Annotated in this window: 14 protein-coding genes; 9 read left to right on the top strand and 5 right to left on the bottom strand. The window is 68.8% G+C overall.

The annotated features are described in order from the left end of the window. Positions 1-12: 12 nt before the first annotated feature. Positions 13-858, bottom strand: a complete 846-nt coding sequence (locus LOZ83_RS03495; protein WP_236788694.1) for a glutamate ABC transporter substrate-binding protein — start codon at positions 856-858, stop codon at positions 13-15. 27 nt (positions 859-885) lie between these two features. Next, positions 886-1,614 carry an amino acid ABC transporter ATP-binding protein gene (locus tag LOZ83_RS03490; RefSeq protein WP_236789425.1) on the bottom strand — a complete coding sequence of 243 codons (729 nt, stop codon included), beginning with the start codon at positions 1,612-1,614 and terminating at the stop codon, positions 886-888. Between the two features lie 222 nt (positions 1,615-1,836). Between LOZ83_RS03490 and LOZ83_RS03485 the strand changes: the two genes are divergently transcribed. The 6 genes from LOZ83_RS03485 to LOZ83_RS03460 all read left to right on the top strand — a co-directional run bounded on the left by LOZ83_RS03485 (position 1,837) and on the right by LOZ83_RS03460 (position 6,821). Next, positions 1,837-2,052: an antitoxin gene (locus LOZ83_RS03485; protein ID WP_236788693.1), complete on the top strand. Its 216-nt coding sequence runs from the start codon at positions 1,837-1,839 to the stop codon at positions 2,050-2,052. Further along, complete coding sequence (locus LOZ83_RS03480) at positions 2,052-2,399, top strand: type II toxin-antitoxin system PemK/MazF family toxin (protein WP_304512144.1); 348 nt, start codon at positions 2,052-2,054, stop codon at positions 2,397-2,399. The genes LOZ83_RS03485 and LOZ83_RS03480 overlap by 1 nt, the downstream gene beginning before the upstream one ends. A 34-nt stretch (positions 2,400-2,433) precedes the next feature. After that, positions 2,434-3,966: a tRNA (N6-isopentenyl adenosine(37)-C2)-methylthiotransferase MiaB gene (gene miaB / locus LOZ83_RS03475; RefSeq protein ID WP_236788692.1), complete on the top strand. Its 1,533-nt coding sequence runs from the start codon at positions 2,434-2,436 to the stop codon at positions 3,964-3,966. Further along, the gene (locus tag LOZ83_RS03470) at positions 3,963-4,424 is read left to right on the top strand and encodes a hypothetical protein (RefSeq protein WP_236788691.1); all 462 of its coding nucleotides are present in this window, start codon (positions 3,963-3,965) and stop codon (positions 4,422-4,424) included. Before miaB ends, LOZ83_RS03470 begins: the two co-directional genes overlap by 4 nt. A gap of 86 nt (positions 4,425-4,510) precedes the next feature. Next, positions 4,511-5,227, top strand: coding sequence for a class I SAM-dependent methyltransferase (locus LOZ83_RS03465; RefSeq protein WP_236789423.1), 717 nt, complete (start codon positions 4,511-4,513; stop codon positions 5,225-5,227). Between the two features lie 43 nt (positions 5,228-5,270). Continuing rightward, positions 5,271-6,821: a Na+/H+ antiporter gene (locus tag LOZ83_RS03460; protein ID WP_236788690.1), complete on the top strand. Its 1,551-nt coding sequence runs from the start codon at positions 5,271-5,273 to the stop codon at positions 6,819-6,821. Here LOZ83_RS03460 and LOZ83_RS03455 read toward each other — a convergent pair. Continuing rightward, complete coding sequence (locus LOZ83_RS03455; protein WP_236788689.1) at positions 6,818-9,142, bottom strand: glycoside hydrolase family 3 C-terminal domain-containing protein; 2,325 nt, start codon at positions 9,140-9,142, stop codon at positions 6,818-6,820. The genes LOZ83_RS03460 and LOZ83_RS03455 overlap by 4 nt on opposite strands. A 93-nt stretch (positions 9,143-9,235) precedes the next feature. Here LOZ83_RS03455 and LOZ83_RS03450 point away from each other — a divergent pair, with 93 nt between their 5' ends. After that, a complete protein-coding gene (locus tag LOZ83_RS03450; RefSeq protein ID WP_236788687.1) occupies positions 9,236-10,453 on the top strand; it encodes an MFS transporter in 1,218 nt (405 codons plus the stop codon). After that, positions 10,450-10,887 carry a DinB family protein gene (locus LOZ83_RS03445; RefSeq protein ID WP_236788685.1) on the top strand — a complete coding sequence of 146 codons (438 nt, stop codon included), beginning with the start codon at positions 10,450-10,452 and terminating at the stop codon, positions 10,885-10,887. Before LOZ83_RS03450 ends, LOZ83_RS03445 begins: the two co-directional genes overlap by 4 nt. Here LOZ83_RS03445 and sucD read toward each other — a convergent pair. Together sucD and sucC are read right to left on the bottom strand one after the other, a co-directional pair. Further along, on the bottom strand, positions 10,878-11,762 hold the full coding sequence (gene sucD / locus LOZ83_RS03440) for a succinate--CoA ligase subunit alpha (protein ID WP_236788684.1): 885 nt from the start codon (positions 11,760-11,762) through the stop codon (positions 10,878-10,880). The genes LOZ83_RS03445 and sucD overlap by 10 nt on opposite strands. A 3-nt stretch (positions 11,763-11,765) precedes the next feature. Next, complete coding sequence (gene sucC, locus LOZ83_RS03435) at positions 11,766-12,935, bottom strand: ADP-forming succinate--CoA ligase subunit beta (RefSeq protein WP_236788683.1); 1,170 nt, start codon at positions 12,933-12,935, stop codon at positions 11,766-11,768. A 452-nt stretch (positions 12,936-13,387) separates the two neighbouring features. On the opposite strand from sucC, the gene LOZ83_RS03430 reads away from it, so the two are divergent. Continuing rightward, complete coding sequence (locus LOZ83_RS03430; protein ID WP_236788682.1) at positions 13,388-14,125, top strand: GntR family transcriptional regulator; 738 nt, start codon at positions 13,388-13,390, stop codon at positions 14,123-14,125. Positions 14,126-14,279: the final 154 nt, after the last annotated feature.

The following is a 14,279-nucleotide window of genomic DNA, read 5'->3' as shown; positions in this document are numbered from 1 at the left end:
GCCGGCTCCTCGTCAGGGAGCGATGGCCGGCGGGGTGGTCGGGAGCGAGTATTTCGCCTGTCCCAGGTTGGTCTTGAGCGACGCGGCCCAGGTGCCGTCCTGTTCCATCTTCTGGATGGCGTCGTTGATGGCGGTGCGGCCCTGGGTGTCGTCCTTCTTCAGGCCGACACCGTAGTTCTCGTCACTGAAGCCCTTGCCGACGACCTTGAGCTTGTCGGGCTGCTGCAGCGCGTAGCCCGCCAGGATGATGTCGTCCGTGGTGACCGCGTCCACCTCACCGTTGAGCAGGGAGGTGATGCACTGGCTGTACGTGGCACGCTCCAGGAGCTGCACTTCCTTGGCGTACTTGTCCTTCACGTTCTGCGCCGGCGTGGATCCCTTGACCGAGCAGAGCTTCTTGTTGCCCGTCAGCGACTCCGGCCCGGTGATCGAGGTGTCGTCGGAGCGGACCAGCAGGTCCTGGTGCGCGATGAAGTACGGGCCGCCGAAGGAGACCTCGTTCTTGCGCTTGTCGGTGATCGAGTAGGTGGCGACGATGAAGTCGACCTCACCCTTCTTGATCAGGTCCTCACGCTGGGCGGACTGGGCTTCCTTCCAGGTGATGCCGCTCTCGTCGACGCCGAGTTGCTTGGCGATGTACTTCGCGACGTCGACGTCGAAGCCGGCATAGGTGCCGTTGGGCTGTTTGAGGCCGAGGCCGGGCTGGTCGAACTTGATGCCGATGGTCAGCTTCTTGTCGTTCTTCGCTTTGTCGGCCAGGTTCGCGGAGCTGCTGCTGCCCCCGCCGCCACCACACGCGGTCAGTGCGAGGCTGAGCGCCGCGACCGCCGCGCCGGCGCGCAGAATTCGACTCCACATGGTTCGTTCGGGTCCCTTCGATATCGGTTAGTGGGTCAGGATCTTGCCGAGGAAGTCCTTCGCCCGGTCGGATTTGGGCTCGGTGAAGAACTCGTCGGGCTTGGCGTCTTCGACGATTTCGCCGTCGGACATGAACACCACCCGGTGCGCCGCGCGGCGGGCGAAGCCCATCTCGTGCGTGACGACGAGCATCGTCATGCCGTCCTTGGCCAGGCCGGTCATCGTGTCGAGCACCTCCTGGACCATCTCCGGGTCCAGTGCCGAGGTGGGCTCGTCGAAGAGCATCACCTTCGGCTTCATCGCGAGCGCGCGGGCGATCGCGGCACGCTGCTGCTGGCCACCGGAGAGCTGGGCCGGGTACTTGTCGGCCTGGTTGGTGATGCCGACCCGCTCCAGCAACTCCATCGCGGTCTTGCGAGCCTCGGCCGCGGGGACCTTGCGCACCTTCTGCGGCGCCAGCATCACGTTGTCGACGATGCTCTTGTGCGCGAACAGGTTGAACGACTGGAAGACCATCCCCACGTCGGCCCGCAGGGCCGCGAGCGCCTTGCCCTCGGCGGGCAGCGGCTTGCCGTCGACCGCGATCTCCCCGGAGTTGATCGGTTCGAGGCGGTTGATGGCACGGCACAGCGTCGACTTGCCGGAGCCGGAGGGGCCGAGCACCACCACGACCTGGCCGCGCGGAACCTCCAGGTTGATGTCCTTCAGCACGTGCAGTTCGCCGAAGAACTTGTTCACGCCGGCCGCCTTGATCATCGGCGGCGTCGCTGCGGTCATCGATCCCTCCATAAACCCCGGCTCATCCGGCGATCTAACACCGAAGCGGCGGTAGGCGCCCGTGAATCGGACTAAACGCAACCTACGCGTCATCTAGGTACCGGGTGCACCTTAGTCACGAGATCAACACCTGCGCTGGTCGGGCGGCCGCGGTAGTATCAGGGTAGGAAGACTGATGCTACTGGGGGTAGTATGATAGACATGAAGCTGAGTGTGAGTCTAGGTGAGGAAGACGTCGCCTTTCTGGACGAGTACGCGGCGCAGACGCAGACCGGGTCCCGCTCGGCCGTGCTCCACCGCGCGATCGACCTGCTGCGCGCCTCGCAGCTGGAGAACGCCTACGAGGCGGCGTGGGAAGAATGGGAAGTCGACAGTGCGGTGTGGGACGTCGTGACCGGTGACGGCCTGGCTCACTGATGCGGCGTGGTGAGATCCGGCTCGTCGACCTGGAACCGGTCCGTGGCGCCGAGTCGAGCAAGACGCGCCCCGCGGTGATCGTCAGTAATGACGGGGCCAACGGGGTCGCCACCCGGCTGGGCCGTGGGGTGGTGACCGTCGTGCCGGTCACCTCGAACGTCGCGCGGGTGTATCCGTTCCAGGTGCTGCTGCGGGCGGCGGAGTGCGGGCTGAAGGTGGACTCGAAGGCACAGGCCGAACAGGTGCGGTCGGTGTCGGTGGAGCGGATCGGCCGCCGGGCGGGTCAGGTGCCGGCTTCGGTGATGGTGAAACTGGACCACGCGCTGCGCGTGCATCTGGGTCTGTGAAGGCGCGAACGGCCCAGGTTTACCCTGGTAGGCGATGACTACGGCAGAGGTCGGCAAAACCTACCAAATACGCACGTTCGGGTGCCAGATGAACGTGCACGACTCCGAGCGCCTTGCCGGGCAGCTGGAGGAAGCCGGTTATGTGCCGGCCCCCGATGGTGGCGCGCCGGACCTCGTCGTGTTCAACACCTGCGCGGTCCGGGAGAACGCGGACAACAAGCTGTACGGCACCCTCGGCCACCTGCGCCCGGCCAAGGACGCCAACCCGGACATGCAGATCGCCGTGGGCGGCTGCCTCGCGCAGAAGGACCGCGGCGAGATCGTCAAGCGCGCGCCGTGGGTCGACGTCGTGTTCGGCACCCACAACCTCGGCGCCCTGCCGGTGCTGCTCGAACGCGCCCGGCACAACGCCGAGGCCGAGGTCGAGATCCTCGAATCGCTCGAAACGTTCCCCTCGACGCTGCCCGCCCGCCGTGACTCCGCCTACGCCGGCTGGGTGTCGGTTTCCGTGGGCTGTAACAACACCTGCACCTTCTGCATCGTGCCTTCGTTGCGCGGCAAGGAACGTGACCGCCGACCGGGCGAGGTGCTCGCGGAGGTCGAGGCGCTCGTCGCGGAGGGCGTGCTCGAAGTGACGCTGCTCGGCCAGAACGTCAACTCCTACGGCGTCGAGTTCGGTGACCGCCAGGCGTTCTCGAAGCTCCTGCGCGCCACCGGCGGCATCGACGGGCTCGAGCGTGTCCGCTTCACCTCGCCGCACCCCGCGGCGTTCACCGACGACGTGATCGACGCGATGGCCGAGACCTCGAACGTTTGCCACCAGCTGCACATGCCGCTGCAGTCCGGCTCGGACCGGGTGCTGAAGGAAATGCGGCGTTCCTACCGGTCCAGCCGCTACCTCTCCATTTTGGACAAAGTGCGCGCCGTGATGCCCGACGCGGCGATCACCACGGACATCATCGTCGGTTTCCCCGGCGAGACCGACGAGGACTTCGAAGCGACCCTGGACGTCGTGCGGCAGGCCCGGTTTTCGAGCGCCTTCACGTTCCAGTACTCGAAGCGCCCCGGCACCCCTGCCGCGGACATGCCGGGCCAGCTGCCGAAGCAGGTCGTGCAGGAGCGCTACGACCGGCTGGTCGAGCTGCAGAACGAGATCTCCTGGCAGGAGAACAAGAAGCTCGTCGGGCGCAAGGTGGAGCTGCTGGTCGCGACCGGCGAGGGCCGCAAGGACGCCGAGACGCACCGGATGAGCGGCCGCGCCCGCGACGGCAGGCTCGTCCACTTCACCCCGGCCGGGCCCGCGGTGGACCGTGCCGTGCGCCCGGGTGACGTGGTGGAGACCGTGATCACCTACGGCGCGCCGCACCACCTGGTTGCGGACGGGGATGTGCTGACCCACCGGCGAACGCGGGCGGGCGACAACGTGGAGGCCGGGCTGCGGCCGAAGACCGACGGGGTGAGCCTGGGGCTGCCCTCGTTCGGCGCCCCGGCGACGGTGACCGGAAATACAGTGGTGCGAAGCGCCTCCATGAGGGGCGGCGGTCGGGCGACGGGTGGGCGCGCATGAGCGAGAACGAAGTCGAGCGGCTGGCCGAGGACGTCGACGCGATCGGCCACAAGGTCTCCCGCACGGTCGAACTGGGGCGGCGCGGGTTCATCATCTCCGTGCTGGTGTTCATCCTGATCGTCGGGCAGCTGCTGCCGTGGGTCGGTGACCACGCCGGCTGGCAGGTGCTCTTCGGCGACGGCGGGACGATTCCGCAGCTGTTCGCGATCACGTCGACCGGGATCGGCGTGCTGTGCTCGGTGCTCGCGCTGGGCACCCGGCGCTGGTGGCTGACCTGGGTGTGCGCGATCGGCGGCTGGTTCTCCTCGGTCGACGGCCTGCTCGCGGTGTGGTCGCAGCAGTCCTCCGGCGCGAACAACGCCGCGGGCAGCGGTCCGGGCATCGGCATGATCATCGCGCTGGTCGCGATCATCCTGCTGGCCGCCAACTGGATGCGCACAGCCTTCTCCCGCACCTGACCCCGGCCGGCGGGGTTTTCCCTACCACAACCGCGGGGACAACCGGATTCCGGTCAGTGCCAAGGAATTCTAGCTTGGTGTCCATTATGGATAACCAAGCCAGGACCACTCCGGCCATCGACCTCGGCCTGATCCGCGGGCTGTACCGGGAACACGCCGGCGCGCTGCACGCCGTGCGCGAGAGCCAGCGGGCACTCCGGCGGCACCGGCCCGCGATGAAGACCCAGCTCGACGACGTCGAAGCCGAGATCACCTACCTGCTGCTCCGGTACTTCCGGCCGGCGAAGGTCGTCGAGATCGGCTCGCTGCACGGCTGGTCCACCTGCTGGATCCTGCACGCCCTCGCGGACAACGGCGACGGCCGGCTGATCACGCTGGACCTCCTCGACACGGCCGCCTGGACGGTTCCGCGACCGCTCGCGACCGGCCGTTGGGAGTTCCGCCAGGGCGACGCGCGCACGCTGACCACGGACTGGATGACCGAACTCGACTACCTGTTCATCGACGCGGACCACCGGGCCCGCTTCGCCCGCTGGTATCTCGGCGACGTCTTCCCGCGCCTGCGTCCCGGCACGCCGGTGAGCGTGCACGACGTGTTCCACCGCGCCAAACCGCTGCCGTTGACCGAGGGCGCCGAGCTCGTGCGCTGGCTGGAGTCCACCGGCACCCCGTATTTCACACCCGCGCCTGTGAGAGCGGTCGACGTGGCCGCTGAGCTGGCCGAAGTCCGCCGCGAACTCGGCCTCGCCGCCCCGGTGCACACCGGGCGGGACAACCCGATGGTCTACTTCCGGCTGCCCTGATCTACCGCGCGGTTTCGACCCCTGCCTGTAATCTGCTCGGGAAATGCGCAGCGTCGAAATCGTCCTCGCTCTTGTCGTGCTCGCCACCGTGGTGGCCGCGTTCGCCGGGCGGTTGCGGGTCCCCGCACCGTCCCTGCTGGTGGTGGCCGGCGTCGTGGCCGGGCTGCTGCCGGGCGTCCCGGACATCACCGTCAGCCCCGACATCGTGAGCCTCGTCGTGCTGCCGCCGTTGCTGTTCGCGGCGGGGGAGGAGTTGCCGTGGCGTGACCTGCGCGCCGTGTGGCGGCCGGTCAGCGTCCTCGCGTTCGGGCTGGTCATCGCCTCCGCCGCGGCCGTCGCCGTCGTCGCCGCGGCGGTCACGCCGTTGCCGCTCGGCATGGGGTTCGTGCTGGGGGCCGTCCTGGCCAGCACCGACCCGGTCGCCGTGACCGCGCTCGGCCGGCGGCTCTCGCTGCCGCCCCGGGTCCAAGCGCTCGTGCAGGCCGAAAGCCTGTTCAACGACGCGACGAGCCTCCTGCTGTTCCGCGTCGCGCTGTCCGTCGGCATCGCCGCGGGCGCGGTCTCGTGGGGGCACACGGCCGCCGAGTTCGGGACGCTCGTCGTCGGCGGTCTCGCTGTCGGTGGTCTCGTCGCCGCGGGCGCGTACCTCGTCCGGCGGCACACCGAGGATCCCGTGCTGGAGACGATCATCTCGCTGGTCACGCCGTACGCCGCGTACGTGCTCGCCGAGGCGGTCGGCGGTTCCGGCGTGACGGCGGTCGTCGTCGCCAGCGTCATCCTCGGCACCCAGGCGAGCAAGGTGACCAGCGCGCGAATCCGGATCCAGCTCGGCGCCGTCTACGGCACGGTTGTGTTCCTGCTGGAAAGCGTGGTGTTCGGGCTGATCGGCCTGCAGCTGCCGGAGCTCGTGCGTGCCCTGTCGACGACGACACCGTGGCCGCTGCAGGCGTTGCTGATCGCCGCGACGCTGCTCGTCGTCCGCGTGCTGTGGGTGTTCCCGCTGTCCGCGATCCAGCAGCGGCGCCGGAGTAAGCGGCCGACGTGGCAGGTGCCCGCGGTCGTGTCGTGGGCGGGCGCCCGCGGCGTGGTGCCGCTGGCCGCCGCGCTGTCGATCCCGCTGACGTCACCACCGGAATACCGCGAGCTGGTGCTGCTGCTCACGACCGCGGTCATCGTGATCACGCTGGTCGTCCAGGGTTTCACGCTCGAACCGCTCGTGCGCCGGACCGGCGTCGGGCTCACCACGGAACACGTCCGCCAGGAGCACAGCGCGGCGCGGCTGCGGCTCGCGAAGGCGGGCCTGGAGCATCTCGACGCGCTGACCGAAAGCGAGTCGGCGCCGGACTTCCTGGTCGAGCAGCTGCGCGACACCTGGAAGGCGCGGATGCAGCGGATCGCGGAGGACGAGCCGGACGAGATGACCACCCTGACGACCGCGCAGGCGTACCGCCGGCTGCGCCGCGAGCTGCTCGCGGTGGAGGCGGCCGAACTGGCGCGGCTGTTCGAGTCGGGGGAGATCACCGACCACACCCGCCGCCGGATCCAGCGGATGCTCGACCTCGAACACACCGTCCTGGGCGACGAGCACGACTAGCGCACGGTGATCCGGAGGTCGCCGAGGCCGCGGGCGATCAGTACCTGGCCGGTCAGCGGCCGCCAGGAACCGTTGTCCCACCGGCGTTGCGTTCGCGCATCACACGGCACCTCGACCTCGGTGCGCGCGCCCGCGTCCAGCTCGACCCCGGCCCAGCCGATGAGCCGCACCGGCTCGTGCTCGGGCCGCAGGTAGACCTGCACGACCTCGCGTCCGGCGCGGTCGCCGGTGTTCGCCAGTTCGACGTGCACCGATCGGATCGCGTCGTCGGCCTCCACGCGCGCGGCGCCGTAGGTCCATTCCGTGTAGCCGAGTCCGTGCCCGAACCAGAAGAGCGGCTCGCTCGTCCAACCCCGGTAGCCGACCGAAGTCCCTTCTGTGTAAGGAAGTTCGCCGTTGACCGGGGTGGTGGACCAGGCCGGGCCGTCGCCGTCCCGCCGTGGGAACGTCGTGACGAGCCGCCCGGCCGGCTCGATCTCGCCGGTGAGCGCGGCCGCCACCGCGGCCCCGGCCTCCTGGCCCGGCAAACCCGCCCACAGCACGGCGTCGACTTCGTCCAGCCACGGCATCAGCACGGGCGTCGCCGCGTTGACCACGACGACGGTCCGTTTCGCGACGGACGCGACGGCGCTCACGAGCGCGTCCTGCCCGCCCGGCAACGCGAGCGTGGTTTTGTCCGTCCCTTCCGTTTCCTGCTCCTGCGTCAGCCCGACGACGACCACCGCGACATCGGCGTCGTGGGCTGCTGCGGTGGCTTCCGCGATGCCGTCGGTGTCCGACCGCGGCGGGCGCCGCGCGATCAGGCCGAGCCTGCGCATACCCGGCTGACCGGTGGTGATCGCCTTGAATTGGGTTCCCGGCTCCAGTTGCCCGAACGTCCAGCTGGGCGGCTTGAGGACGGCGCCGCCGAGTTCCGGCGGTTCCGCGAGGTGGACCGTTTCTCGCTGGTCACCGGCCTCGAAGGTCCACTCACCCGTGCCGCGCAGTCCAGCCTCCAACGGTTGTGTGGCAACGATTTCCGCGGACAGCTCGATCGATGCGGCGTGGTCGAACCAGCCGCCGTCGCCCGCGGTGACCTCGGCGATGTCGGTGACGCGGGACTCGAGCACAGCCCCGGCCTCGTCCCGCGCGGTCACCCGGATGCCGAACGCACCGGTCTCCGGATCGCGCAGCACGTCGGGCGCGGCCGGCAGCGGTTCGGTTCGCACCTCGACACCGTCGACGACGGTGGCGTCCAACGCTTCCGCGATGGTGACGATATGCGGCGGCCGCACGCGGGCGGACCCGCCACCCTGTCCGATGGTCTCCAGCGCATGCCGGCCGACGACCACAATGCGTTGTCCCGCAAGGGGAAGCGTCGAGTCGCGGTTGACCAGGACGGTCATGCCCCGCGCCGCCATCCGCCGCAACTGCTCGCGGCGCTGGGGACTGTCCGGCGCGGGGAGGTCAGTCCGGACGTGCTGTTCGCCGAACGCGCCCGCCCGGTCCGCCAGCTGAAGCAACCTTCGCAGGTGCTCGTCCACAGTGGACTCCTCGACCTCGCCGGCCTCGACCGCCGCGACCAGCTTGCCGCCCCACGGCCCGTCCGGCCCGGGCATTACGAGATCGAGCCCGCCGTTGGCGCTCGCCGCGGTCGAGGTGGTGGCGAACCAGTCGGACATCACCAGACCGTCGTAGCCCCACTCGCCCTTGAGGAGATCCTCGATCAACTCGCGGTGCTCGGTCGCCGTGACCCCGTTGATCCTGTTGTAGGAAGCCATGATCGCCCACGGATGTGCGTCCTGGACCGCCATCTCGAACGGCAGCAGGTACACCTCGCGCAGCGTGCGCTCGTCGACCACCGAGTTCACCGTCGTCCGCTCGGTCTCCGACTCGTTGGCCAGGAAATGCTTGGGTGTCGCACCGATTCCCTTGTCCTGTAACGCTTTCACGTAGGCCACGGCGAGCGCGCCAGTGAGCAGCGGGTCCTCGCTGAACGCCTCGAACAGGCGGCCGCCGAGCGGGCTGCGGTGCAGGTTGACCGTCGGGCCGAGCACGACGTGCACGCCCTGCGCCGTGGCCTCCTCGGCGAGCAGGGCACCGGCTTCGGCGGCGGTCGCGGTGTCCCAGTGCTGGGCGATCAGCGTCGCGTTCGGCAGCAGGCAGGCAATCGCGCCGCCGGTGAACTCCGGGCCGCGGACGCCTGTCGGTCCGTCCGAGAGCACCAGCGCGGAAAGGCCGATCGTCTGGTCGGGATGGAGGCTGAACATCGCCGCACCGGTCAGCAGGCGAACCTTCGCGGGAAGGGATAGGGCCGCGATCGCTTTGTCGACGTCGGTCATGGTTCGAGCCTACGAAGCGGGCCTGTGACGCGTACACCCTTTCGAGTCCTCCGCGCGACCAGGACGTGATCTGCAGCGGATACTACATACTGTATGCAGAAAGCCGGAGTGATTCGCGACTTCTACGGCAGGCGCTACCGGATCGGTGAGAGCGACCGGGCGCTGCTCGGCAGGCCCCGCGGCTGGATGCTCGGCGCGGCCTGGGCGGCGATGCTCGCGGCCGGGGTCGGTCAGTACGGGTACGGCGCGCTGTTGCCGGCGCTCGTCGCCGAACGAGGCTGGACCTGGGCGCAGGGCTGCTGGGTGCTCGCGCTGTGGACGGTGTGTCAGAGCGCGAGCGTGTACCCGGCGGCGCGGTTGCGGCCGGCCGTGGCGCTGGCAGTGGGCGCGGTGCTTTGTGCGTCGGGGTTCGTCGCGCTGGCCGGGTCAGGTGACTTCGCGGTCGTGCTCGTCAGCCATGCGATGCTGGGCGGGATCGGCGCGGGACTCGTCTACGGCACGTGCGTCAACGTGGTCGCGCGCTGGTATCCGGAGCGCTCGTCGCGCGTCGCGCTGACGAGCGGGGCGTTCGCGTACGGGGCGATTCCGTTCATGCTGCTGGGTTCCGGGCCCGCGGCGGCGGTGGTGCTGGTGCTCGCCGGGGCGGCTGCGCTGGTGCTGCGCAACCCGCCGGAAGACTGGTGGCCCCAGCACGTCGACCCGCGCCGGTGGGCGCTGGACAAGACGGTCAACCCGAGCCTGCGGCGGAACCGCCCGGCGATCAGGCAGTACTCGGTCGCGGAGGTCGTGCGGTGCCCGGAGTCGCGCCCGCTGTACTTCGCGGTCGCGTGTGCCGCCGCGGTGTTGTTGTTCGACATCGCCTATCTGTCGGCGTTCAAGGGTCTGCTGGCGGCGGCGTTGTTCGCGGGCGCGAGCGGGATCGGCCGTGCCGGCGTCGGCTGGGCAGGGGCCCGGTTCGGCCGTCGAGTTGTCCTTTGTGGAGCGTTGGTGGTGGCCGGTTTGGTGCAGCTACTTGTGATCGGGCCGTTCACACTCGTCGGGGCGTGCCTGGCCGGGGCCGCGTGTGGTGCTTGCTATGCGTTACTGCCGGGCGTCGTCGAAGGGCATTTCGGGGAACGGCTCGGGCTGTCGAACTTCGGGCTCTTCTACGGCGCCAAGGCTGTGGGTGGGTTGCTCGGTGTGCTGCTCGCCGCGTATGTCGCCGGTCCCACGGGTTTCGTGGTGACGGCTGTGCTCGGTGTGGTCGCGGCCGTGCTGGTCGGAGCGTTGCGGCAGCCGGGGCGGCCGGTTCTGGCACTCTGGCGCGGGTGAGTTCGCGCGACGATATTCTCGAACTATTCAACTACTGCTGGCAGCGGTTCCGGGCGCGGATGGCGGGGCTGACCGACGACGAGTGGCGCTGGCAGCCCACCGCTGACGACCGGCTCACGCTGCGTTGGCGGCTCGCGCACATTGCCGAGTTGCTGCGGGAGGAGCGCAACGCCCGCTGGCTCGGTTTGCCGCCGTCTTTGGTTCCGGTGCCTGAAATGTCCGATGCCGCAACGGCTTTGGCCGCGGTGGAGTCGGCATTCGCGGTGTGGCGGGGCTATCTGGCGTCGATGACCGAGGAAGATTTTGGGGCGCCGATCGGGCGGCCCGCCGGGCGCTACGGTGACGCGACCCGGCGGTCCTTCGCCCTGCACATCGTCGACGAGCTGATCCACCACACCGCTGAGGCGGCACTGTTGCGGGATCTCTACGCCTGAAACGCTTCCCGGGCGAGTGCGGCGGTTTCGGATGGCGTCTTGCCGACTTTGACTCCAGCGGCTTCGAGGGCTTGTTTTTTGGCTTGGGCGGTGCCGGCGGAGCCGGAGACGATGGCGCCGGCGTGGCCCATGGTTTTGCCTTCGGGTGCGGTGAATCCGGCGACGTAGCCGACGACGGGTTTGGTGACGTTGGCTTGGATGTAGGCGGCGGCGCGTTCTTCGGCGTCGCCGCCGATTTCGCCGATCATGACGATGACCTCGGTGTCGGGGTCGGCCTGGAAGGCTTCGAGGGCGTCGATGTGGGTGGTGCCGATGATCGGGTCACCGCCGATCCCGACCGCGGTCGAGAACCCGATATCCCGCAACTCATACATCATCTGATACGTGAGAGTCCCCGACTTCGACACGAGCCCGATTTTGCCGGGGCCGGTGATGTTCGCCGGGATGATGCCGGCGTTGGACTTGCCGGGGGAGATGACGCCGGGGCAGTTCGGGCCGATGATCCGGGTCTTGTTCCCGGTGGCGACGGCGTGCGCCCAGAAGTAGGCGGAGTCGTGCACCGGGATGCCTTCGGTGATCACCACGGCGAGCGGGATTTCGGCGTCGATGGCCTCGATCACCGCGTCTTTCGCGAAGCGCGGCGGCACAAAAATCACCGACACATCAGCGCCGGTGTCCTTGATGGCCTCCTCCACCGTGCCGAACACGGTGAGGTCCTTCCCACCGATGGTGACCTTCTGCCCGGCTTTGCGGGCGTTCACCCCACCCACAATGGTCGAACCGGCGGCGAGCATCTTGGTCGCGTGTTTGGTGCCCTCGGACCCGGTAATACCCTGCACAATGATCTTGGAGTCTGCATTCAGGAAGATCGACATGGTTCAGGCTCCTGCCGCCGCGAGCTCGGCGGCCTTGTCCGCCGCGTTATCCATCGTGTCCACCTGCGTCACCAACGGGTGATTCGCCTCATCCAAGATCCGGCGGCCTTCCTCGACGTTGTTGCCGTCGAGGCGGACGACGAGGGGTTTGGAGGCTTCGTCACCGAGGATTTTCAACGCTTCGACGATGCCGTTGGCGACCGCGTCACACGCGGTGATCCCCCCGAACACGTTCACGAACACCGACTTGACGGCCGGGTCGTTCAAAATCACGTCCAGGCCGGCGGCCATCACCTCGGCGGAGGCACCACCGCCGATGTCGAGGAAGTTCGCGGGCTTCACCCCGCCGTGCTTCTCTCCGGCGTAGGCGACCACGTCCAGGGTGGACATGACCAGGCCGGCGCCGTTACCGATGATGCCGACCTCACCATCGAGCTTGACGTAGTTGAGGTTCTTCGCCTTCGCCTTCGCCTCCAGCGGATCCTCCGCGTCCTTGTCCACGAGTTCCTCATGCTGAGGGTGGCGGAAGGAGGCGTTCTCATCCAGGGTGACCTTGCCATCCAGAGCCACAATGTGGTCCTGCGGGTCACGCACCAGGGGGTTGACCTCCACCAAGGTGGCGTCTTCGGCGACGAAGGTCTCCCACAGCTTGACGACCGCGTCCGCGGCCTGCTCCAGGATCACCTCCGGGAACTTCCCCGCGGTCAGGATCTCGATCGCCTTGGGCTTGTCGACCCCGGCGATCGGGTCGACGGCGATCCGCGCGAGCGCGTCGGGCCGCTCGACGGCGAGCTGCTCGATCTCCATCCCACCCTCAGCCGACGCCATCGCCAGGAACGTGCGATTCGTGCGGTCCAGCAAGAAGGAGAAGTAGTACTCCTCCGCGATATCCGAGGCCTCCGTCACCAACACGCGGTGCGTGACATGACCCTTGATATCCAAACCCAGGATGGCTTCCGCCTTCTCCCTGGCCTCGGCGGGATCCTTCGCCAGCTTCACACCACCGGCCTTACCCCGACCCCCAGTCTTCACCTGGGCCTTGACGACAACCTGCCCACCGATCTGCTCGGCGGCGGCCAACGCCTCTTCCGGGGAACTCGCAACAGCGCCGGGCAGAACCGGCACACCATGAGCGGCGAAGAGATTTCGCGCTTGAAACTCATACAAGTCCATGGGGATATTGTAGACTGTATGCAGTATGAAGAGAAGGGTCCGACGGTGAGGTTTGCGCAGCTGGGCGGCCTGCCGTCACCGCCAGGGTTCGCGGGAATGGCCCCCGGCAGTGGACTCTGCGGTCGAGCGGCGCGGCTACCGAACATGACCACCTGGCACCGCCGCACCTTGGCGTGACTGGGGACTCCTCGGCCACCTGGTGTCGCCGCAGGACGCTGCGGCCACCTGACGTCGCCGCGGACCACGTGGTCGCCTGGCGTGGCCGCACAACCTGCGGTCGCAACGCTAGGGGTCCGGGTGGTCGCCTGGCATGGTCCGCAACGCTGAGCGCCCTGGTGGCCACTTGTACCCCCCACGCCCCGCATCACTCTGGCGAGTGCTGCAGCTCACGGGGAAGGAAAGAACCAGTCCATTGTATGCTGTAGCCAGTCGACCAAATGCTGGGAGTTCGCATGCCGCCGAGTGAGTTGCCGCAGGGGATGGCGGCGCGCCGGATCGACCGGCCCGTGCCTTTGCGTGAACGGGTGTACCAGGCGATGCAGGAGCTGATCATTTCCCGCCAGCTCGCGCCCGGCCAGCATCTCGTGGAGAGCGAGCTCGCCGAGATGCTCGGCGTGTCCCGCCAGCCGATCCGCGAAGCGTTGCAGCTGCTGAACTCCGAGGGCTGGGTCGACCTCCGCCCCGGCTACGGCGCGTTCGTGCACGCCCCCGCCGACTCCGAGGTCGACCAGCTGCTCGCGGTCCGGTCCATTTTGGAGAGTGAGTCCGCCCGCCTCGCCGCCGAGCACGCCGACGAGGCGAGTGTGCAGCGGCTGCGCGACATCTGCGCGGGCGGTGAAGCGGCGCTCGCCTCCGACGACATCGACGGCATGGTCGCGGCGAACGCCGAGCTGCACCGCGTCGTCACCGAGCTGTCCGGCAACCAGGTGCTGCTCGACTTCGTCACCCAGGTCGACCGCCGCGTCCGCTGGTACTACACGCCGATCGCCCGCCAGCGTGGCAAGAAATCCTGGCAGGAGCACGGAAAGCTGATCGACGCCATCGCCAGGGGAGACGCCGACCGGGCCGCCCAGATCATGCGCGAGCACACCGACCGCACCCGGCAGTCGTACCTCGAAGAACGCCGGAACAAGCCCGAAGAGGAGCCGGTCGCGCTGCACGCCCGGCGTCGCCGCACCCGCCGCGCCTGAGCCCGCTCGCGACAGCAGCCGAAGCCGCCCGAATCCACGGTCACCAGCGTCGGACTCGCCGTCCTGAACGTACGACTCGCCGTCCCGAGTGTCGGGGGGGCGGGGCCCCCCCCCCGGCCCCCCCCCACGACCGCGCGGCCGCCCCCCCGCCAGG

It is taken from the genome of Amycolatopsis sp. GM8 (assembly GCF_021653975.1).
Lineage (GTDB): Bacteria > Actinomycetota > Actinomycetes > Mycobacteriales > Pseudonocardiaceae > Amycolatopsis_E.
This window is presented reverse-complemented; position numbering and strand designations above follow the sequence as displayed.